18 protein-coding genes are annotated in these 19511 nt (G+C 73.9%); 2 read left to right on the top strand and 16 right to left on the bottom strand.

What is annotated here, in order from left to right:
- Positions 1 to 58: 58 nt before the first annotated feature.
- The 8 genes from B1A86_RS03500 to dapA all read right to left on the bottom strand — a co-directional run bounded on the left by B1A86_RS03500 (position 59) and on the right by dapA (position 9233).
- Positions 59 to 277: a DUF3046 domain-containing protein gene (locus tag B1A86_RS03500; RefSeq protein ID WP_002856506.1), complete on the bottom strand. Its 219-nt coding sequence runs from the start codon at positions 275 to 277 to the stop codon at positions 59 to 61.
- 98 nt (positions 278 to 375) lie between these two features.
- Positions 376 to 777 (bottom strand): helix-turn-helix domain-containing protein, encoded by a 402-nt coding sequence (locus tag B1A86_RS03495; protein ID WP_036315027.1) that lies wholly within the window; start codon positions 775 to 777, stop codon positions 376 to 378.
- A gap of 107 nt (positions 778 to 884) precedes the next feature.
- The gene (locus tag B1A86_RS03490) at positions 885 to 2168 is read right to left on the bottom strand and encodes a hypothetical protein (protein ID WP_138976790.1); all 1284 of its coding nucleotides are present in this window, start codon (positions 2166 to 2168) and stop codon (positions 885 to 887) included.
- Positions 2169 to 2247: 79 nt separating this feature from the next.
- A complete protein-coding gene (locus B1A86_RS03485; RefSeq protein ID WP_168196731.1) occupies positions 2248 to 2769 on the bottom strand; it encodes a CinA family protein in 522 nt (173 codons plus the stop codon).
- A 10-nt stretch (positions 2770 to 2779) separates the two neighbouring features.
- A complete protein-coding gene (locus tag B1A86_RS03480; protein WP_036337638.1) occupies positions 2780 to 3394 on the bottom strand; it encodes a CDP-alcohol phosphatidyltransferase family protein in 615 nt (204 codons plus the stop codon).
- Complete coding sequence (locus B1A86_RS03475; RefSeq protein ID WP_078026117.1) at positions 3391 to 6561, bottom strand: DNA translocase FtsK; 3171 nt, start codon at positions 6559 to 6561, stop codon at positions 3391 to 3393. Before B1A86_RS03475 ends, B1A86_RS03480 begins: the two co-directional genes overlap by 4 nt.
- Before the next feature lie 54 nt (positions 6562 to 6615).
- Positions 6616 to 8301, bottom strand: a complete 1686-nt coding sequence (locus B1A86_RS03470; protein ID WP_078026116.1) for a ribonuclease J — start codon at positions 8299 to 8301, stop codon at positions 6616 to 6618.
- A 14-nt stretch (positions 8302 to 8315) separates the two neighbouring features.
- Complete coding sequence (gene dapA / locus B1A86_RS03465; RefSeq protein ID WP_078026115.1) at positions 8316 to 9233, bottom strand: 4-hydroxy-tetrahydrodipicolinate synthase; 918 nt, start codon at positions 9231 to 9233, stop codon at positions 8316 to 8318.
- 41 nt (positions 9234 to 9274) lie between these two features.
- Between dapA and B1A86_RS03460 the strand changes: the two genes are divergently transcribed.
- The gene (locus B1A86_RS03460; protein ID WP_078026114.1) at positions 9275 to 10546 is read left to right on the top strand and encodes a heparan-alpha-glucosaminide N-acetyltransferase domain-containing protein; all 1272 of its coding nucleotides are present in this window, start codon (positions 9275 to 9277) and stop codon (positions 10544 to 10546) included.
- Between the two features lie 17 nt (positions 10547 to 10563).
- On the opposite strand, the gene B1A86_RS03455 is transcribed toward B1A86_RS03460, so the two are convergent.
- The 5 genes from B1A86_RS03455 to rpsO form a co-directional block, all read right to left on the bottom strand.
- Positions 10564 to 11082, bottom strand: a complete 519-nt coding sequence (locus tag B1A86_RS03455) for a hypothetical protein (protein ID WP_044658599.1) — start codon at positions 11080 to 11082, stop codon at positions 10564 to 10566.
- The gene (gene dapB, locus B1A86_RS03450; protein ID WP_002855289.1) at positions 11075 to 11866 is read right to left on the bottom strand and encodes a 4-hydroxy-tetrahydrodipicolinate reductase; all 792 of its coding nucleotides are present in this window, start codon (positions 11864 to 11866) and stop codon (positions 11075 to 11077) included. Before dapB ends, B1A86_RS03455 begins: the two co-directional genes overlap by 8 nt.
- Positions 11867 to 11909: 43 nt before the next feature.
- Entirely contained in the window at positions 11910 to 13238 is a 1329-nt protein-coding gene (locus tag B1A86_RS03445; protein WP_036315003.1) for a pitrilysin family protein, read from the bottom strand.
- Positions 13239 to 13321: 83 nt separating this feature from the next.
- Positions 13322 to 15583 carry a polyribonucleotide nucleotidyltransferase gene (locus tag B1A86_RS03440; protein WP_036315001.1) on the bottom strand — a complete coding sequence of 754 codons (2262 nt, stop codon included), beginning with the start codon at positions 15581 to 15583 and terminating at the stop codon, positions 13322 to 13324.
- A gap of 294 nt (positions 15584 to 15877) precedes the next feature.
- Complete coding sequence (gene rpsO, locus B1A86_RS03435; protein ID WP_017488396.1) at positions 15878 to 16147, bottom strand: 30S ribosomal protein S15; 270 nt, start codon at positions 16145 to 16147, stop codon at positions 15878 to 15880.
- Between the two features lie 131 nt (positions 16148 to 16278).
- Here rpsO and B1A86_RS03430 point away from each other — a divergent pair, with 131 nt between their 5' ends.
- Positions 16279 to 17283, top strand: coding sequence for a CPBP family intramembrane glutamic endopeptidase (locus tag B1A86_RS03430; RefSeq protein ID WP_044658601.1), 1005 nt, complete (start codon positions 16279 to 16281; stop codon positions 17281 to 17283).
- Here B1A86_RS03430 and B1A86_RS03425 read toward each other — a convergent pair.
- Genes B1A86_RS03425 through B1A86_RS03415 form a run of 3 tightly spaced genes read right to left on the bottom strand, consistent with a single transcriptional unit; the run spans position 17261 to position 19508 of the window.
- A complete protein-coding gene (locus tag B1A86_RS03425; protein ID WP_044658602.1) occupies positions 17261 to 18103 on the bottom strand; it encodes a class I SAM-dependent methyltransferase in 843 nt (280 codons plus the stop codon). The genes B1A86_RS03430 and B1A86_RS03425 overlap by 23 nt on opposite strands.
- Positions 18100 to 19077: a bifunctional riboflavin kinase/FAD synthetase gene (locus B1A86_RS03420; protein WP_041104239.1), complete on the bottom strand. Its 978-nt coding sequence runs from the start codon at positions 19075 to 19077 to the stop codon at positions 18100 to 18102. The genes B1A86_RS03425 and B1A86_RS03420 overlap by 4 nt, the downstream gene beginning before the upstream one ends.
- Positions 19077 to 19508: a hypothetical protein gene (locus B1A86_RS03415; RefSeq protein WP_036314984.1), complete on the bottom strand. Its 432-nt coding sequence runs from the start codon at positions 19506 to 19508 to the stop codon at positions 19077 to 19079. Before B1A86_RS03415 ends, B1A86_RS03420 begins: the two co-directional genes overlap by 1 nt.
- Between the last annotated feature and the right edge of the window lie 3 nt (positions 19509 to 19511).

The raw sequence follows: 19511 nt of genomic DNA, 5'->3' as shown, positions 1-19511 counted from the left end.
CCACACGCCCGGCCCCCAGCCACTGTACCGGCCAGGGCTCTGGCGGCAGAGAAACACGTCAGCGTTTCGGCGGCACGTCCCGACCGAGACGCCGCTCCTGCGGGATCTCATGCAGGTCGCAGACCGCCAGCCACACCCGCCGCGGGTCCACACCGGCGGCGAGCGCCGCCGTCGCGGTGGTGTCCAGGCCGGGCAGGTGCAGGGAGTCGGCCACGAGGCCGGCCCGGGCGGGGCCGAACTCCTCGTCCATCAGCCGGCGGAACTCGCTCTCGCGCACGGGCGGTCCTCTCTGTGGTCGGTCGCGGGGTCAGGGACGGGGACGCAGACGGCGCGGGCGCCCCGAGACAGGGCGCCCGCGCCGTGGGGGTGGCGGGGTCAGCGGCCGGCCAGCGAGCCCAGGCTGGGGTCCGTGAGGTCGTCCGGCAGGGTGTCCGGGACGACCATGCCCTCCTGCTCCACGAGCCGGTCCGAGACCTCCCGCAGCAGGTAGGACAGCGGGATGTCCAGCGCCTGGCAGATCGAGGCCAGCAGCTCGGAGGAGGCCTCCTTCTGGCCGCGCTCCACCTCCGACAGGTAGCCGAGCGAGACACGGGCGTCGTGCGAGACCTCGCGCAGGGTGCGGCCCTGGAGCTGCCGGACGTCGCGCAGGACGTCGCCGATCTCGTGGCGGAGGAGGGGCATGCTGCGCTCCTTGATGTCGGGGGCGGCCGCGCGGGGACGGGGCTGGTCATCGACCCAGCGCGTGATTCCGTGGGAATGGACGGGATGTCGCATCATGTCTATCGCCTGCTCCTGGACTTTTCCTGAAGGGCGCCGGGCCGCGGGCCTGATCCCGCGAGGCACTCTTCTCGACTCGTTACATTCAACGTCGGGCGGGGTCGCGTTCATTCCCGAGACATGGTCTCCCCCGCCGTCGGGCCCTCGGCGGCCCCGTCGCCCTCGTGCCGCTCCGAGCGCCGATGCCGTTCCCGCAGGGAGTAGGTGGCGTTCCGGATGCGGTCGGAGTCGTCCAGGCTCGAGCCGACGGCTCCGGCCATCGTGCCCATCGACGCCGCGAGCCACACGAGCCGCACGTAGTCGCCCACGCCGCCGGGCTGGTCGAGCTCCTCCTCCAGATACTCCACGGGGATGATCATGAGCGCGACCAGCAGCAGCGTGACGAAGAGCAGGACGTAGACCACGGTGCAGGCCAGACCGACGGTGAGCACGGTGGAGAGGTTGTCCAGCCGCGAGCTGTGCCGGTGGGTCGCACCGTGCGTCCACAGGCCGTTCGTGGTGACCAGCCACGCCACCAGCAGCACCACGGACAGCACGCTGACCGCCGCGAGCCGCACCGGGGACATCACGCTGGAGAGCACCCAGATGGAGCCGAAGAACACGCCGTAGGCACCGGCCGCGCTGGCCGAGGCGATCGTGAACGTCATGTCCCGCGGCATGAGCAGCGGCCGGTTGGCCATCACCATCCCGGCCAGCAGACGCAGCGTGCCCGTCCAGCCCTTCACGTACACCGTGGACGTGCGCCGGGACCCGCCGCCCATCCGGGTGGTCGTGGTCACGTCCGCGTCGACGTCGACCAGGGGGGCGATGCCCCGCAGTGCGGCCGTGTCGGGCTCGGGGGGCTCGTCCGTCGGGGACGGGCCGTCGTCCTCCTCCACCTCGCCGGACTCGTCGGAGGACTGCACGTCCAGCTCCCCGTCCGGCGGGTCCACGTGGGGGGCGGTGTCGATGTGCTCGACGATCCGCAGCACCGTCTCCCGCAGCCGGCGGGCCGGGGTGATGACCCCCAGCGCCGGGACGCACACGACGCCGACCCGCAGCTGCGGCACGACGTCCGCCACCACGCCGCGCCGGTCGTCGAACCGGGGCAGGTCGACGACGGCGACCACCGTGTCCCATCCCTGCCCGTCTGCGAGGGAGCGGACCGGCTCCTCCAGGACCATGCCCCCGGTCGCACCGACCGGCAGCGACTCCTGCCGCGTCTCGACCCGCCAGCCGCCGGGCTGCGGCAGGCGTTCGTCGAGCCGGTCCTCGACGTCCCCGGCGATGCGGCGCACGAGAGCCCACGGGGTGCCCGGGTCGGCCACGAGGCCGATGACGCGGGGGCCCGGGGCGTCGTCGCCGTCCTGCGGCGCATGCTCGGGCTGGGTGGGAGGCGATGCGGTCTCCATCGCGCCGAACCTACGCGGCGGGGCGGGCCGGCACCAGGGACGGGGTACCGGGGCGGCCGGTCGGCGCCCCCGTGCCGCCTCAGTGGCCGCGGACGGCGAGCAGGCGCGTCAGGGCCTGCAGCGCCGCGGCGACGGTGGCCTCCCGGATCGCGGCCCGGTCGCCGTCGAGCCGGAGGAGGATCGCGGTGGCCGCGCCGTCGCGCTCGCCGCCGAGCACGTCCAACGCGTTCGCGTCCGCGTCGGGCACGGCCAGGCCGAGCCACACGGTGCCCACCGGCTGGCCCTGGTGCGGCTCGGGCCCGGCGACGCCCGTGGTGGCCACGCCGACGTCGGCGCCCAGGGCCGCCCGGGCGCCGAGGGCCATCCGCCGGGCCACGTCCGCGTCCACCGCCCCGACCCGCGCGAGCAGGTCCTCCGGCACACCCAGCAGGCCGGTCTTCACGGCGTTCTGGTAGGCCACCACGCCACCGTGCAGCACGGCCGACGCCCCGGGGACGTCGGCCAGGCGCGCGGCCAGCAGGCCGGCGGTGAGGGACTCCCCCGTCGCCACCGTGCGGCCCGCGTGCGCGAGCGCGTGCACCACGTCCTGGGCGCCTGCCATGGTCATCGCCTCAGGCCCCCCGCTGGGCGGCGAGGGCGTCCCGCCGCAGGACCCACGCGTCCTTGACGTACTCCAGGCCGGTCAGCACCGTCAGCACGGTGGCGGCCCCGATGACCACCCAGCCGGCCCACGGCCACCAGCCGCCCACGACCGGGGCCAAGGGCAGGAGCAGCAGGCCGATGCCCACGGTCTGCAGCACGGTCTTGAGCTTGCCGCCGCGGCCGGCCGGCATCACGCCGTAGCGGATCACCACGAAGCGCATCAGGGTGATGCCCCATTCGCGCACCAGGATCACGATGGTCACCCACCACCACAGCTCCCCCAGCAGGGAGAACAGCACGAGGGCCGTGCCCGTGAGCAGCTTGTCCGCGATGGGGTCCGCGATCTTGCCGAAGTCGGTGATCAACCCGCGGGCGCGGGCGATGTCCCCGTCGAGCTTGTCGGTGTACATGGCCGCCGCGAACAGCGCCAGCGCGACCCAGCGGGCGACGAGCGAGTCGCCGCCCCACGGCCCGCCGGCCCACAGCGCCCAGGCGAAGAAGGGCACCATCAGGATGCGCACCGAGGTCAGGATGTTCGGCAGGTTCCAGGCGGACACGTGCTGCGCCCCGCCAGCCGCGCTCATCTGCCCGTCAGCTGCCACGCGTCCTCCGATCCCTCATCATCGTCCTCGTCGTTCCAGTCCACGGCGGCCGGGCGCGAGTCCAGGTCCTCCTGCACCAGGTCGCGCGGAGCGGCCGACGCCGAGGCGTCGCCGTCGCCGGTTCCGGCCGAGGCGTCGCCGTCGCCGGAGGTGGCCGAGGGCGGGGTGTCTCCGGAGATGGTGGCGAGCACGTCCGCGAGGTCGTCGGGCTTGACCAGCACGTCGCGGGCCTTGGAGCCCTCGGAGGGGCCCACGACGCCGCGGGACTCCATGAGGTCCATGAGGCGGCCGGCCTTCGCGAAGCCCACCCGCAGCTTACGCTGCAGCATGGACGTGGAGCCGAACTGCGTGGTGACCACGAGTTCGACGGCCTGCAGGAGCAGGTCCAGGTCGTCGCCGATGTCCTCGTCGATGACCTTCTCGGTCTTCTCGGGGATCACGTCCGCGCGGTACTGGACCTGCATCTGCGACTTCACGTGCTCCACGACGGCGTGGATCTCGGACTCGTTGACCCACGCCCCCTGCACGCGCATGGGCTTGGACTTGCCCATCGGCAGGAACAGGGCGTCGCCCTGGCCGAGCAGCTTCTCCGCGCCGGGCTGGTCCAGGACCACGCGGGAGTCCGTGACCGACGACGTCGCGAACGCCATGCGGGAGGGCACGTTGGCCTTGATCAGGCCCGTGACCACGTCCACGGACGGCCGCTGCGTGGCGAGAACAAGGTGGATGCCGGCCGCACGGGCCAGCTGGGTGATGCGCACGATCGCGTCCTCGACGTCGCGCGGGGCGACCATCATCAGGTCCGCGAGCTCATCCACGATGACCAACAGGTACGGGTATGGGCGCAGCACGCGCTTGGAGTCCGGCGGCAGCTTCACCTGGCCGGCCCGGACGGCCTTGTTGAAGTCGTCCACGTGCTTGTAGCCGAACGCCGCGAGGTCGTCGTAGCGGGTGTCCATCTCCTTGACGACCCACTGCAGCGCCTCGGCCGCCTTCTTCGGGCTCGTGATGATCGGGGTGACCAGGTGGGGCACGCCCTCGTACGCGGTGAGCTCGACGCGCTTGGGGTCCACCATCACCATGCGCACCTCGTCCGGGGTGGAGCGCATGAGGATCGAGGTGATCATCGAGTTCACGAACGAGGACTTGCCGGCGCCGGTGGCGCCCGCCACGAGCATGTGGGGCATCTTCGCCAGGTTGGCCACCACGTAGCCGCCCTCCACGTCCTTGCCGACGCCCATCACCATCGGGTGGTCGGTGCGCTGGGCGGCCTGCGAGCGCAGGACGTCGCCGAGGGCCACGACCTCCTTGTCCGTGTTGGGGATCTCGATGCCGATCGCGCGCTTGCCCGGGATGGGGCTGAGGATCCGGACGTCCGAGGAGGCCACCGCGTACGCGATGTTCTTCTCCAGCGCCGTCACCTTCTCCACCTTGGTGCCGGGGGCGACCTCGACCTCGTAGCGCGTCACCGTCGGCCCGCGGGAGAACCCGGTGACCTGGGCGTCCACCTTGAACTCGGTGAACGTGGTGGTCAGCGCGGCGACGACCCGGTCGTTGGCCTCGGAGCGCTCCTTCGGCTGGGGCCCGGCCGGGAGCAGGGCCGACTGCGGCAGCGTGTAGGACACGTCCCCGCCCAGCTCGGACTGGGTGCCGCGGGCCGGCTCGGCGGTCACCGGCGGCACCGGCGCGGGGGTGCTGGCGGGCACGGCGGAGGACGACGACGGTGCGGCGGCCCCGGAGCCCTGACGTGGGGCGTCGTCCAGGGCGAACGGGGTGTCCTCCCCCGCGTCCTCCTCCGGGGCTGCGGCGGCCGGGGCGGCGGCCTCGCGCTGGGCGCGGGCGTGCTCGCGGACCTGCTCGAGGGCACGGTCCGCGGCCGTGGGCCGGCGCACTCCGGCGGGCGGCTGCGGCTCGGCGTCCGCGTCCTCGGGCGCGTCGTCCTCGTCCACCCACGGGTCGAAGTCGTCCGAGGCGTCCCGGCCCGCGTCCCGCGCGTCCGCGGCGGCCTGCTCGGAGTCGAACACGCCCTGCTCCCCGCGAGCGGCTCGCCGGGGGGCGGGCCGGGGCAGGACCTGGGTGGTCTCCGCCTCGGGGGCGGCGTGGGAGCCGACCTCGGCCTCGTGGATCACCGGGGAGTCGTAGGCGGTGCTGGCGGTGTGCTCCGGGGCGGCGTCGGCGGCCTGCTCCTCGCGTGCCCGGCGCCCGCCGAACAGGCGCGCGAACAGGCCGGGGCGGGAGGCCCCGGCGGCGTGGGCGCCGGCGGCCGGGCCGTCCAGGTAGGACTGGTCGTGGTCCGGGTGGGTGCGCCCGGTCTCCGCGTCCACGGAGAGCGGGGCGGCGAGGTCCTCGGCCTCGCGGCGCTCCTCACGGGCCCGGCGCCGCTCGGCACGGCGGGCGGCCCGCTGTTCGGAGGCGCCCTCGGGGTCCTGGCCCGTGAGCCAGTCGTAGCCGCCCGCGATCCGCTGCGGGATCGAGCCGACGGGCGTCGCGGTGAGCACGAGCACCGAGAAGAAGGCCAGCAGGATCATGAGGACCCAGACGGGCACGGGTGTCAGCAGGGAGGCCAGCGGCGCCGTCGCGAGGTAGCCGACCATGCCCCCGGCGCCGAGCATGTCCTCGAAGGCGTCGGCGGCCGAGGGCACGCCGCCCACGAGGTGGGCGATGCCGGAGCCCGCGACCGTGGCCATGAGCAGGCCGATGATGATGCGCCCGTTGGCGCGATGGTCCGTGGCGTGGCGGAAGCAGCGCACGGCCACGACGAGCAGGGCGATCGGCACCAGGAGGGCGAACCACCCGACGGTGCCGCCCACCACCCCGTGCACCACGCGGCCGACGGCGGTGCCGCGCAGGCCCCACCACTCCACGGCCGCGATCAGCGCGGCGAGCAGCAGCAGGACCAGGCCGGTGCCGTCACGGCGTTCCTCGCGGTCGATGCGCACGTCCGGGCCGAGCTTGCGGAAGCCGGCGCCGACCGGCGTGGCCAGCCCCATCCACAGGGTGTGCAGGGCGCGCAGGGGCGCGGCGGGCCGGTCGGCCTCGGGGACGGTCGCGGTCGACCCCTTCCGTCCGGAGCCTCGGCGTCCGGCGGAGCCGGAGCGGGACGTGGCGGAGGAGGACGACGAACGCGTGGGGGAAGTACGGGTCGCCATGCCCACCAAACTACCGCGAACCGCGGACACGGCAGGCATGGCGACCCGGAGGGGTCAGGCCTCCAGGACCACCGGGATGATCATCGGGCGGCGGCGCAGCTTGCGGTTGACCCACGTGCCGACGGTCCGGCGGACCACCTGCTGGAGCTGGTGGGCGGTGTGGTCCTTGCTGGACTGCACGGCCTCCTCGAGCGCCCGGACGATCTTCGGCTTGATCTCCTCGAACACCTTCTCGTCCTCGGCGACGCCGCGGGCGTGGACGTCCGGGCCGGACACGATCGCGCCGGTCTGCCGGTTGACCACGGTGATGATCGAGAGGAAGCCCTCCTCGCCCAGGACACGGCGGTCCTTGAGGTCCGAGTCGGAGATCTCGCCCACGGAGGAGCCGTCCACGTACACGTAGCCGCACTCCACCTCGCCGACGACCTTCACGAGACCGTCGGTCATGTCCACCACGGTGCCGTTGCCGGCCAGGATGACGTTCTCGGCCGGCACGCCGGTCTTCTCCGCGATCCGGCCGTTGGCGATCAGGTGGCGGGTCTCGCCGTGCACCGGCATCACGAACTCGGGCTCGACGATGTTGTAGCAGTACAGCAGCTCGCCCTCGGAGGCGTGGCCGGAGACGTGCACCTTGGCCATGCCCTTGTGCACCACGGTCGCGCCGAGCTTCATGAGCCCGTTGATCACGCGGAACACGGAGTTCTCGTTGCCCGGGATCAGCGAGGAGGCCAGCACGACGAGGTCGCCCTCCTCCAGCTGCACCTGGTGGTCGCCGTTGGCCATCCGGGACAGGGCCGCCATCGGCTCGCCCTGGGAGCCGGTGACCATCAGCACGATCTCGTCGTCGCGGTACTTGTCCACCTTGCGGATGTCCACGAGGATCCCGTTCGGCACGTTGAGGTAGCCGAGCTTCGCCGCGATGGTCATGTTGCGGATCATGGAGCGCCCGCCGAAGGCCACCTTGCGACCGTGCTTGTGGGCGGCGTCGAGGACCTGCTGCACGCGGTGCACGTGGGAGGAGAACGAGGCCACCACGATGCGGCGCTTCGCCGTGGCGAAGTAGCGCTCGAGGGTGGGGCCGATCTCCGCCTCCGTGGTGGTGAACCCCGGGACCTCGGCGTTCGTGGAGTCGGTCATGAACAGGTCCACGCCCTCCTCGCCGAGACGGGCGAAGGCGCGCAGGTCCGTGATGCGGCCGTCGAGCGGCAGCTGGTCCATCTTGAAGTCGCCGGTGTGCAGGATGGTGCCGGCGTCCGTGTGGATGGCGACGGCGAGCGCGTCCGGGATCGAGTGGTTCACGGCCACGAACTCGCACTCGAACGGGCCGAACTCGACGATGTCGTCTTCCTTGACCACGCGGGTGCGCGGCTTGATCCGGTGCTCCTCGAGCTTGGCCTCGATCAGGGCGAGCGTCAGCTTGGAGCCGATCACGGGGATGTCGTCGCGCAGGCGCAACAGGTACGGCACGGCGCCGATGTGGTCCTCGTGGCCGTGGGTCAGGACGATGCCGACGACGTCGTCCACGCGGTCCCGGATGTAGTCGAAGTCCGGCAGGATCAGGTCGACGCCGGGCTGGTGCTCCTCGGGGAAGAGGACGCCGCAGTCGACGATGAGGATCTTGCCGTCGATCTCGAAGGTGACCATGTTGCGGCCGACCTCCTCGAGGCCGCCCAGCTGGACGATGCGGCAGGTGCCCCGCTTGAGCTTGGGCGGGGTGGACAGGCGGGTGCCTGCGGTCATGGAACGGGTCCCTTCTAGAAGGTGATGCCGGCCTCCGCGAGGTCGGCTCGGATGACGGAGAGCTCGTCCCGCGTGGCCTGGACGAGGGGCAGCCGCACGGCTGCGGACGGGATGACGCCCTGGGCGGCGAGGACGGCCTTCGCGGCCACCGCGCCCTGGACATGGGTCATGATGCCGCGCTGGACGGGGTCCAGCGCGAAGTGGTGATCACGGGCACCGGCCAGGTCGCCTGCGTGGACGGCGTCCACGAGCTGGCGGTACAGCTCGGGGGCCGCGTGCGCGGCCACCGAGACGACCCCCACGGCGCCGAGCGCCATGAGCGGCAGGGTCGCGCCGTCGTCGCCGGAGTAGAGGTCGAGGTCCGTGTGCGCCAGGACGGTCGTGGTGGACTGCAGGTCCCCCTTCGCGTCCTTGAGCGCACGGATGTTGGGATGCTGCGCGAGCGCGATCAGCGTCTCGGGCTCGATCGGCATCACGGAGCGGCCCGGGATGTCGTAGAGCATGATCGGCAGGTCCACGCCGTCGGCCACGGTCTCGAAGTGCGCGCGGATGCCGGCCTGGTTGGGCTTGTTGTAGTACGGGGTGACGAGCAGCAGCCCGTCCACGCCCGTCTCGGCCGCGCGGCGGGACAGCTCGAGGGTGTGCGCCGTGTCGTTGGTGCCGGTGCCGGCCACGACCCTGGCGCGGTCCCCCACGGCCTCGACGACGGTGCGGAACATCGCCACGTTCTCGTCGTCCGTGAGCGTGGAGGTCTCGCCGGTGGTGCCGGTGACCACGAGGCCGTCGGCCCCGCGGTCCACCAGGTGCTCGGCCAGCGCGGCGGCCGCCTCGAGGTCCACGGCGCCCTCGTCCGTCATGGGGGTGACCATGGCGGGCACGACCGTGCCGAAGAGCAGCTCGGAGGGGATGACGGCGGAACGGACGGCACTCATGGGCCCCACCCTACCTGCGAGACTGGGGGCCCGCGCCGTCCGTGGCCCCTCCGCGACGCGCGGCGACCCGAGAGGAGCCCGCCCTGCGTCCCGCCCCGCCCCCCGCCGCCGTCCGCCCGGACCGGCCCGCGCGTCGCCGGCTGCCCGGCGTCGACGCGGCCCGCGCGATCGCCCTGCTCGGCATGATCACCGTCCACGTCCTCGACCCGGTGACGGCGGACGGGGCGCCGCACCCGGCGTTCCTGTGGTTCGCCGGACGCGCCTCGGTGCTGTTCGTCCTGCTGGCCGGAGTCGGGCTGGCCCTGTCCACGGGGGGCGCGACGCCGGCCACGGGGGTCCGGCGCGCGGCGCTGCGCCGCCGGATCGCCCGACGGGCGGGCCTGCTGTTCGTGCTCGGGCTCGCGTGCGGGACGCTCGGCGTCCCCGTGGCCGTCATCCTGTGCCACTACGCCCTGCTCTTCCTGCTCGCGCTGCCCCTGCTGGGCCTGCGCGCCCGCGCCCTGGGCCTGATCGCGGGGGCGTGGCTCGTGCTCGGGCCGGTGCTGGTGTTCGCGGTGGTCGCGGCCGCGCAGGCCGCCGTGGGGCGTCAGGAGTTCTTCGTGGGCGGGCGGCTCTGGCTCTCCCCCGGCCCCGCGGACCTGCTGCGTCCCGGGCTGCTGCTGGCCGATCTCACGGTCACGGGCTACTACCCCGTCCTGTCCTGGGGCGCGTTCCTCGTGCTGGGGCTGGCCCTGGGGCGGCTGCCGCTGGACCGTCGCCGCGTGGCCGCCGGGATCCTCGGCGGCGGGGCCACGGCGTGGGCGGCGGCCGGCGTCGTCGGTGCGGCGGTGCTGCGGGCCCCGGGCACGGTCGGGCGGGTCGCCGCGGCGATCGGCACGGACCCGGTCGAGACGGCGCTCACGCTGCGCACGGGCGAGCCGCGGCTCGCGCTGCTGATCCCGGATCCGCTGTGGCTCGCCCTGCCGACCCCGCACTCCGGGTCCGTGGTGGCCGCCGTGCTTGCGGCGGGCTGGGCCTGCGCCGTGCTGGGCGCCTGCCTGCTGGCCCGGCCGCTGGTCGGGCACGCCGCGCTGCGCCCGCTCGTGGGTGCGGGGCGCATCCCGCTCACGCTCTACGTGGGGCACCTCGTGGTGCTCGCGCTCGTGGACGCGACCGGACTCGATCCGGCCGACGGGGCGCTGCTCACCGCCCTCGTCGTGCTGAGCCTCGCGGCCGGGCTGGCCGCCGAGCTCAGCGGCCGACGGGGTCCGCTCGAAGCCGTGATGGCCCGGCTCTCCCGGACGGGTGGGGAACGGGCCGTCGGAGGGCGCTGAGCGACGCGTGGGCCGCGTCAGCCGGCGCGGTGCAGGCGGACGGCCTCCCGGGCCGCCTCGCGGGCGCGGCGGCGGTCGCCCGAGGCGTCGTAGGCCAGGGCGAGGCGGTAGCGGGCGCGCCAGTCGCGCGGTGCGGCCTCGGCCTCCACGCGGTACAGCTCGAACTGGGCGTCGGCGGCCTCCCGGTCGATCCGGCCGCCGGGCGAGCGCGGCAGGTCGTCCTCCGGCAGCCCGCCCTCGGCCTCGAGCTGGTCGGCCAGGCGTTCGGTCTGGCGCCCGAACCACACCTCGCGGGCCAGGACGGCCACGGTCACCAGCACCACGAGGATGACGCCCGCGCCGATCGCCTTGGCCAGTGGCTGCGGGGCGCGCACCAGCGCGACGGACGCGTTGAGGGCGAACCCGGCGAACAGCAGCACGAGCAGGCACACGAAGCCGACCCACACCTTGCTCATCACGGTCGAGCGGCGGGCACGGACGGCGGGCGCGGGCGGGCCCACGGCGCCGTCGTCGGGGGTGCGGGAGGGCTCAGCCAAGGTCCAGGTATCCGTCCAGTCCATAGGTCAGACCCGGGCGGGAGGCCACGGTCCGCAGGCCGAGGACGACGCCGGGCATGTAGGCCCCGCGGTCGAACGCGTCGTGCCGGACCACGAGCTGCTCGCCCGGCCCGCCCAGCAGCACCTCCTGGTGCGCCTCCAGGCCGCGCAGGCGCACCGCGTGCACGTGCACGCCGTGGACGACGGCGCCGCGCGCGCCGTCCGGGTCGTGCTCGGTGGCGTCCGGGGAGACGGGCACGCCGGCCGCGTCCCGGGCCGCGCCGATGAGCTCGGCGGTCCGCACGGCCGTGCCCGACGGGGCATCCACCTTGTCCGGGTGGTGCAGCTCGACGAGCTCGACGGACTCGAAGTACCGCGCCGCCTGCGCGGCGAACGCCGAGGCCAGCACCGAGCCGACCGAGAAGTTCGGGGCGATCAGCACGCCCACCCCCGGGTGCTCAGCCAGCTGCGCCTCGAGGCGCTCGCGGCGCTCGGGCACCCAGCCCGACGTGCCGACGACCGTGTGCAGCCCGTGCTCCACGGCGAAGGCCACGTTCTCGGGCGAGGCGTCCGGGACCGTGAGGTCCAGGACGTGGGTGGCGCCGGCGTCGAGCACCGCGTCCAGGCGGTCCTGCGAGCCGAGCTCGGCCACGAGCTCCAGCCCCTCGGCCGCTCGCACCGCGGGCACCGCGTGGCGGCCCATGCGGCCACGGGCGCCCAGGATCGCGACGCGCGGGACGTCGTCGGGAGCGGACACGGCGGAGGGGGTGCGGGTCTCGGTCATGGCCTCCAGCCTACGCGGCCCGCCCCGGCGGCCGTGGCCGAGGTCAGGCCGGGGCGACGACGACGCGCGCCCGGTCCCCCGCGGCCAGGCGCGCGGCCACGGCCCGGACCTGGCCGGCGTCGACCTCGCGGACCCGGGCGAGGGAGGCCGCCAGGTCCACGTACTCCCCCGTGACCAGCTCGGCCCGTCCCAGCCGGGACATGCGGGCGCCCGTGGACTCCATGCCCAGCACGGTGCCGCCGCAGATCTGCCCGTGGGCGCGCGCGAGCTCCTCCCCGGTGACGTCGGCCTCGGCCATCCGGTCCAGCTCGGCCTCCATCAGCGCGGCCACCTCGTCCACCCGGTCCGGCTGGCAGCCCGCGTACAGGCCCCAGTAGCCGGCGTCGGAGTACCCGGCGGAGAACGAGTAGGTGTTGTAGGCCAGGCCGCGGCGCTCGCGGATCTCCTGGAACAGCCGCGAGGACATGCCCCCGCCCAGGACGGACTGCATGACGCCCAGGGCGAAGCGGTCCGGGTCCGTGGTGGACAGCGAGCGGCCGCCGACGAGGACGTTGGCCTGCTCGACCGCCTTGGTGACGGTGTGCGTGCCGGTCCGCACCCGCGAGGCCGCGGCCCCGGCGGTGTCCACGGCACGACGCGGGGCGGGCAGGGCCCCCTGGGTGAGCTCCCAGCCCGAGGCGCGCAGGGCGGCGAGGACGAGGCGGCAGACCTCGTCGTGGTCGAGGTGGCCGGCGGCGGTGACGACGAGCTCGTCCGGGCGGTACCAGTGCGTGTAGTGCCCCACCACATGGTCGCGGGTGACGGCCCGGATCGTCTCGGGCGTGCCGCCGATCGGCCGGCCGAGGGGGTGGCCGTCCAGCATGACCTCGGCGAGCTTCTCGTGGGCCACGTCCACGGGGTCGTCCGCGTCCATGGCGAGCTCCTCGAGGATCACGCCGCGCTCGGTCTCGAGCTCGTCCGGGTCGATCAGGGAGGAGGTGAGCATGTCCGTGAGGACCTCCACGGCCATCGGCAGGTCCTCGTCCAGCACGCGGGCGTGGTAGACGGTGGACTCCTTGGCCGTGCCGGCGTTGGACTCCCCGCCCACGCGGTCGAAGGCGGCCGCGATGTCCATCGCGGTGCGCGTGGGAGTGCCCTTGAAGAGCAGGTGCTCGAGGAAGTGCGTGGCGCCGTAGCCCTCGGGCGACTCGTCACGGGACCCGACGGCCACCCAGTAGCCGATGGTCACCGAGCGCTGGTCCGGCATGGCCTCGGTGAGCACGCGGACGCCGCCGGGCAGCACGGAGCGGCGCACCACGGAACCGTTGCCCTCGTCCGCCAGCACGCCGTCGAAGTCCAGGGGGATCTCACGGTGAACACTCATGACGGCCATTCTCGCCCATGCGCGACGACGGCGCCGCACCACTCGCGGGGAGGGTGCGGCGCCGTCGTGGTCACCGGGCCGGGCGGGGCGGATCAGGCCTCGATCTGCGAGGACTCGATCGCGTCCGCGGTCTCGGCCAGGGCGTCGGACTCCGCCACCACCGGGGAGAGGGACAGCTTGCCGCGGTCGTCGATCTTGGTGATCTCGACCTGGACCTTCTGGCCCACGCCGAGCACGTCCTCGACGTCGTCCACGCGCTTGCCCTCGTTGAGCTTTCGCAGCTCGGAGATGTGCAACAGGCCGTCCTTGCCCGGGGTGAGCGAGACGAACCCGCCGAACGTGGTCAGCTTCACCACGGTGCCGAGGTAGCGCTCACCGACCTCGGGGACCTGCGGGTTGGCGATCGCGTTCACCGCGGAGCGCGCGGCCTCGGCCGAGGCGCCGTCGGTGGCGCCGATCAGCACGGTGCCGTCGTCCTCGATGGTGATGTCCGCGCCCGTGTCGTCCTGGATCTGGTTGATCATGGCGCCCTTGGGGCCGATGACCGCGCCGATCTTGTCCACCGGGATGCGCACGGAGATGATCCGCGGGGCGGTGGGGGCCATCTCGTCCGGGGCGTCGATGGCGGCGTTCAGCACGGACAGGATGTGCAGGCGCGCCTCGCGGGCCTGCGTCAGGGCGGCGGCCAGCACGGAGGCCGGGATGCCGTCCAGCTTGGTGTCCAGCTGGATCGCGGTGACGAACTCCGCGGTGCCGGCCACCTTGAAGTCCATGTCGCCGAACGCGTCCTCGGCGCCGAGGATGTCGGTCAGGGCCGCGTACTGGGTCTGGCCGTCCACCTCGGCGGAGACCAGGCCCATGGCGATGCCGGCCACGGGCGCACGCAGCGGCACGCCCGCGTTCAGCAGGGACAGGGTGGAGGCGCAGACGGAGCCCATCGACGTCGAGCCGTTGGAGCCGAGGGCCTCGGAGACCTGGCGGATCGCGTAGGGGAACTCCTCGCGGGCCGGCAGCACGGGCACGAGGGCGCGCTCGGCGAGGGCGCCGTGGCCGATCTCGCGGCGCTTCGGGGAGCCCACGCGGCCGGTCTCGCCGGTGGAGTACGGCGGGAAGTTGTAGTGGTGCATGTACCGCTTGGCCGTCTCCGGCGCCAACGAGTCGATCTGCTGCTCCATCTTGAGCATGTTCAGCGTGGTGACGCCCATGATCTGGGTCTCGCCGCGCTCGAAGATGGCGGAGCCGTGCACGCGGGGCAGGACCTCCACCTCCGCGGTCAGCTTGCGGATGTCCGTCAGGCCGCGGCCGTCGATGCGCACCTGGTCGGTGAGGATGCGGCGGCGCACGATCTGCTTGGTGAGGGAGCCGTAGGCCTTGGCGATCTCGCCCTTGCGCTCGGCGAAGTCCTTGCCCTCGCCGGCGAGCTCCTCGAGCACCTCGAGCAGGTAGGCGTCCGAGGCCGACTCGCGCTCCTGCTTGTCGCCGATGGAGAAGATCTCGGTCAGGCGGTCCGTGGCGAGCTTCTCGACGGCGGCGTAGGCGTCGTCCTGGTAGTCCTGGAACACGGGGACGTCCACCGGGTCCTTGCCGGCGCGCTTGACCAGGTCGGCCTGGGCCTCGCACAGGGCGCGGATGAAGGGCTTGGCGGCCTCGAGGCCCTCGGCCACGATCTCCTCGGTGGGCGCCTGCGCGCCGCGCTCCTTGACCAGGGTCCAGGAGTCCGGGGTCGCCTCGGCCTCGACCATCATGATGGCGACGTCGTCGCCCACCACACGGCCGGCCACGGCCATGTTGAACACGGCGCCCTCGAGCTGGGAGTGCTTCGGGAACGCGACCCACTGGCGCGTGCCGGAGCCGTCGTCCATGAGGGCCATGCGCACGCCGCCGATGGGACCGGAGAACGGCAGGCCGGACAGCTGCGTGGACAGGGAGGCGGCGTTGATGGCCACCGTGTCGTAGATCTCGTCCGGGGCGATCGAGGTGACGGTCACGACGACCTGGACCTCGTTGCGGATGCCCTTGACGAACGCCGGGCGCAGCGGGCGGTCGATCAGGCGGCAGGTGAGGATCGCGTCCGTGGACGGGCGGCCCTCGCGGCGGAAGAACGAGCCGGGGATGCGGCCCGCGGCGTACATGCGCTCCTCGACGTCCACGGTCAGCGGGAAGAAGTCGAAGCCCTCGCGGGGCGACTTGCCGACGGTGGTGGCGGACAGCATCGACGTCTCCTCGTCGATGTAGACCATGGCGGCGCCGGCGGCCTGCTGGGCGAGGCGCCCGGTCTCGAAGCGGACGGTGCGCTTGCCGTACGAGCCGTTGTCGATGACGGCCTCGGCGAAGGTGATCTCAGGACCCTCCATGAGGGCCTCCTTTCAGGTGGACGGCGCCGCAGGCGTCCCTGTCCCCCTGGTCTTCGATCGAGGCCCTCGGCGTCCCGCCGTGCGGCGGGGTCCGGGAGCCACTGTCGAGGACCGCGGGCGATGGGCGCGGAACCGTCGGGTGTGTCGATGATGCGGGGATGCGCGCCATGGCGCGCCGGAGTGCCGCAGGCTGCGGCGGTCTCCCCCCGGGACACACTACGTGCGTCCGGGGGCAGACGAAAGGCGGCGCCGGCGCTCGCGGGTCCCCGCGGGCTCCGGCGCCGCCTCCTCAGGTCACTTGCGCAGGCCGAGGCGCTCGATCAGCGCACGGTAGCGCTCGATGTCGACCTTCTGCAGGTAGCCGAGCATGCGACGACGGCGACCCACCAGGGCCATCAGGCCGCGACGGGTGTGGTGGTCGTGCTTGTGCTCCTTGAGGTGCTCGGTCAGGTCCTTGATGCGGCGGGACAGGACCGCGATCTGCACCTCGGGGGAACCGGTGTCGCCCTCGTGGGTGGCGTACTCCTTGATGATCTGCTGCTTGACAGCGGGATCCAGGGCCATGGTGGGCCTCCTTCACTTCGGTACCGCGAACACGGGCCGCGCCCCGCCGGGGCGGACGACGCGGGGCCCACCCCACCGCGGACTGCAGGGAGGCCGAGGGTCGAGTCTACCGCATCGCCTACCCTGGCCCGGTGAGCACCCCACCGGTCCCCCACTCCCCGGCCCCGTCGTCGTTCCCCCTCCGGCCGCCCGCGCCGCCCCTGGATCTGCCGCTGATCGGCCACGGCTACCCCGCGCTGCTGCGCACGCCGCGGGCCCGATGGTGGAACCCGCTCGCGTCCTTCGGCCTCGTGCTGGCCGGCCTGGTGGGCCTCCTCGTGCTGGGGGGCGTGCTGGGCGCTCTCGCCCTGATCGCCACGTCCGGGCCCGCGCTGCTCGGCGCGGCCGACCCGACGGACGTGACCGACCTCGACCTGTACTCCGCGCCCATGGTGCTGCTGAACAACCTCCTGCTCGCCGCGCTGATCGGGGTCGCGCTGCTGGCCGTGGCGCTGGGCCACCCCGTCGCCGCCCGCTTCGTCCACTCGGTCGAGGGCCGCGTGCGCTGGCGCTGGCTGGCGCGCTGCGTCGTCGTGCTGACGCCGCTGTTCCTCGCCTACGTGCTGGGCGCGTGGGCCCTCGACGGCGCCCCCACGGCCCCGCGCGCGCAGGACTGGGTCTGGCTGCTCGTCATGGCGTTCGTGCTCACCCCGTTCCAGGCCGCGGGCGAGGAGTACCTGTTCCGCGGGTGGCTGCTGCTGGCCGTCGGCACGTGGATCCGCCGGCCGGTCGTGGCCGCCGCGGTCACCGCGGTGCTCTCGGCGGCGACCTTCTCGCTCGCCCACGGCTCGCTCGACCCGTGGATCCTGCTGGACCTCGCCGCGTTCGCCGTCGCCGCCGTCCTGCTCACGTGGCGCACGGGCGGGCTCGAGGCCGCCGTCGCCCTCCACGTGGTCAACAACGTGGTGATCATCGCCGTCGGCACGCTCGTGGGCACCGTCGAGGACAGCTACGTGGGCGCGGAGACCGCCGGCTCCCCGGCGGCCACGCTGCTCTCGGTGGCGGTGGTCGCGGTGGCCACGGCGCTGCTGCTCTGGCAGGCGCGGCGGGCCGGGATCGCCCGGACGGTCCCGGTCACCGTGGGCGCCCGCCCCTGACCGGCGCCGCCCACCAGGCCACCGTCACGTAGGGCACCTGCAGGACCGCGTCCGCCGCATGGCCCAGGTGCTCGTGCAGGTACCAGTCGAGGTTGGCCGTCATCCGGGACCGGATCCGCTCGTCCGCGCGTAGCCAGTACGAGCGCGAGGCCATGAGCCCGTGCAGCCCCGCCGCGGTCATGGGCTGCGTCCACGCCCAGCGCGCGTGCTCCTCCGCCCCGAACGGGGCGGCGAACCGGCGCTGCTCCGGCCGGGCGGCGTGCACGTCCCCGGCGTGCATGATCCGGGTGAGACGGTGCACCCACGGCACCGCCGTGTCGAGCTGGTTCCACACCGCGGCCAGGCGCCCGCCCGGGCGCAGCACCCGTGCGGCCTCCGCGCTCGCCGCGGCCGGGTCCATCCAGTGCCATGCCTGGGCCGCCACCACGACGTCGGCGCTCGCCGCCGGCAGGCCCGTGGCCTCGCCCGTGCCCGGCACGGCGCGCACCCGCCCGCCCGTGCCGGCCGCGACCTCGCGTTCCAGGACGGCGCGCATCGACGCCGACGGCTCGAGGGCCGTCACCGTCCGCACCCGGTCCGCCGGGCGGGCCGCGAGCAGCCGGGTGAACAGTCCCGTCCCGGCCCCGAGCTCCACCACGTCCGCGCCGTCGGCGGTGCCCGCCAGGACGCGGTCCACCGCGGCGGCCGGGTAGGAGGGGCGGACGGCGTCGTAGTGCTCCCCGCCGGTCTCGAAGGGGTTGGGCCCGGCCCGACGGGCCCGGGCCGGGCGCCCCGGCAGGTTCGGCACAGCGGGGGGAGCGCCCGGCTCCGGGGCGCTCACCGGTCGGAGGGGGTCGTGGCCAGGATCGCCCGGGCCTCGTCCACGTCCTGCGTGATCTGCGCCACGAGCTTCTCGACGCCCTCGTAGGCGACCATCCCGCGCAGCCGGGCCACGAACTCCACCTCGATGTGCTGGCCGTACAGGTCGAAGTCCTCCACCCGCTCGTCGTGGCGGTCGATCACGTGTGCCTCCACCACGCGGGAGACGTCCTCGAACGTGGGGTTCGAGCCGATGGAGATCGCGGCCGGCCACACCCCGCCGTGCGCGTCGTGCACCCAGCCGGCGTAGACGCCGTCGGCCGGGATCATGCCCTGCACATCCGTCTCGAGGTTCGCCGTGGGGAAGCCGAGCTCGCGGCCGCGCGCGAACCCGTGCACCACCTCGCCGGCGAGCACGTGGTGCCGGCCGAGCACGGCCGCGGCCTGGGCGACGTCGCCCGCGGCCAGGGCCTCCCGCACCCAGGTCGAGGAGCAGCGGCGCTCCGGCTCGGCCCCGTGTTCGGCGGGGAACTCCTCGACGGCCTCGACCTCGAAGCCGTAGCGGGCCCCCAGGCGCACCATCTCCGCGACGTCGCCGGTGTTGCCCCGGCCGAAGCGCACGTCGTGCCCCACGACCACGACGGCGGCGTGCAGCCCGTGCACGAGCATGCCGCGGACGAACTCCTCCGGGGACTGGTCCGCGAACTCGAGGGTGTAGCGCTGCAGGAGCACCGCGTCCAGACCCGCCTCGTCCAGGAGGACGACCCGCTGCTCGGGGCTGATGATGTCCACGTGGGGCACCTCGGGATGGTGCACGGCGCGCGGGTGCGGGGTGAAGGTCACGGCCACGGCCAGGGCGTCGCGGGCCCGCGCCAGCTCGACGACCCGGCGCAGCACCTCCCGGTGGCCGCGGTGCACGCCGTCGAAGTTGCCCAGGGTGACCACGGTGCGCGGCAGGTCCGTGGGGACCTCGTCCAGGCTGTTCCAGACCCGCATCAGAGCGCCCCCGCCTCGGCCGGGCGGGCGGGGCGGTGCGTCAGCAGCCAGATCAGGCCGACCACCGGCAGCACGAGCGGCACGTAGCCGTAGCCCGCGCCGAACCGGGACCACACGGTGTCGTGGGCGAACATCCCCGGATCCAGGACGGTCCACAGGCCCACGCCCACCACGCCGGCCAGCTCCACGAGCACGGCGCCCAGCGCCACGGCCCAGGCGCGCGCGCCGGAGCGGGCGAGCGCGAACGTCGCCACGATGTACACGACCGCCGCGACCGCGGAGAGCGTGTACGCCACGGGGGCGGCGTCGAACTGCGTGAGGATCTGGAAGAGGCTGCGCGCGCTCGCCGAGAGGGCGAACACCGCGTAGACCATGACGATGATCCGGCCGAGACCCTGGTTGCGCGCGGGGGCGCCGTCGCTGGGTGCCATGTC

The organism is Micrococcus sp. KBS0714, assembly GCF_002008305.4.
Lineage (GTDB): Bacteria > Actinomycetota > Actinomycetes > Actinomycetales > Micrococcaceae > Micrococcus > Micrococcus luteus.
The sequence above is the reverse complement of the archived record's forward strand: the minus strand, read 5'-3'. Positions and strand labels throughout refer to the sequence as shown.

Excerpts from the sequence above, each read along its gene's own strand:
- B1A86_RS03495 (WP_036315027.1), bottom strand. The coding sequence starts at position 777 with ATGATGCGACATCCCGTCCATTCCCACGGAATCACGCGCTGGGTCGAT.
- B1A86_RS03490 (WP_138976790.1), bottom strand. The coding sequence starts at position 2,168 with ATGGAGACCGCATCGCCTCCCACCCAGCCCGAGCATGCGCCGCAGGAC.
- B1A86_RS03485 (WP_168196731.1), bottom strand. The coding sequence starts at position 2,769 with ATGGCAGGCGCCCAGGACGTGGTGCACGCGCTCGCGCACGCGGGCCGC.
- B1A86_RS03480 (WP_036337638.1), bottom strand. The coding sequence starts at position 3,394 with ATGAGCGCGGCTGGCGGGGCGCAGCACGTGTCCGCCTGGAACCTGCCG.
- B1A86_RS03475 (WP_078026117.1), bottom strand. The coding sequence starts at position 6,561 with ATGGCGACCCGTACTTCCCCCACGCGTTCGTCGTCCTCCTCCGCCACG.
- B1A86_RS03470 (WP_078026116.1), bottom strand. The coding sequence starts at position 8,301 with ATGACCGCAGGCACCCGCCTGTCCACCCCGCCCAAGCTCAAGCGGGGC.
- dapA (WP_078026115.1), bottom strand. The coding sequence starts at position 9,233 with ATGAGTGCCGTCCGTTCCGCCGTCATCCCCTCCGAGCTGCTCTTCGGC.
- dapB (WP_002855289.1), bottom strand. The coding sequence starts at position 11,866 with ATGACCGAGACCCGCACCCCCTCCGCCGTGTCCGCTCCCGACGACGTC.
- B1A86_RS03445 (WP_036315003.1), bottom strand. The coding sequence starts at position 13,238 with ATGGCCGTCATGAGTGTTCACCGTGAGATCCCCCTGGACTTCGACGGC.
- B1A86_RS03440 (WP_036315001.1), bottom strand. The coding sequence starts at position 15,583 with ATGGAGGGTCCTGAGATCACCTTCGCCGAGGCCGTCATCGACAACGGC.
- rpsO (WP_017488396.1), bottom strand. The coding sequence starts at position 16,147 with ATGGCCCTGGATCCCGCTGTCAAGCAGCAGATCATCAAGGAGTACGCC.
- B1A86_RS03420 (WP_041104239.1), bottom strand. The coding sequence starts at position 19,077 with ATGCGGGTCTGGAACAGCCTGGACGAGGTCCCCACGGACCTGCCGCGC.
- B1A86_RS03415 (WP_036314984.1), bottom strand. The coding sequence starts at position 19,508 with ATGGCACCCAGCGACGGCGCCCCCGCGCGCAACCAGGGTCTCGGCCGG.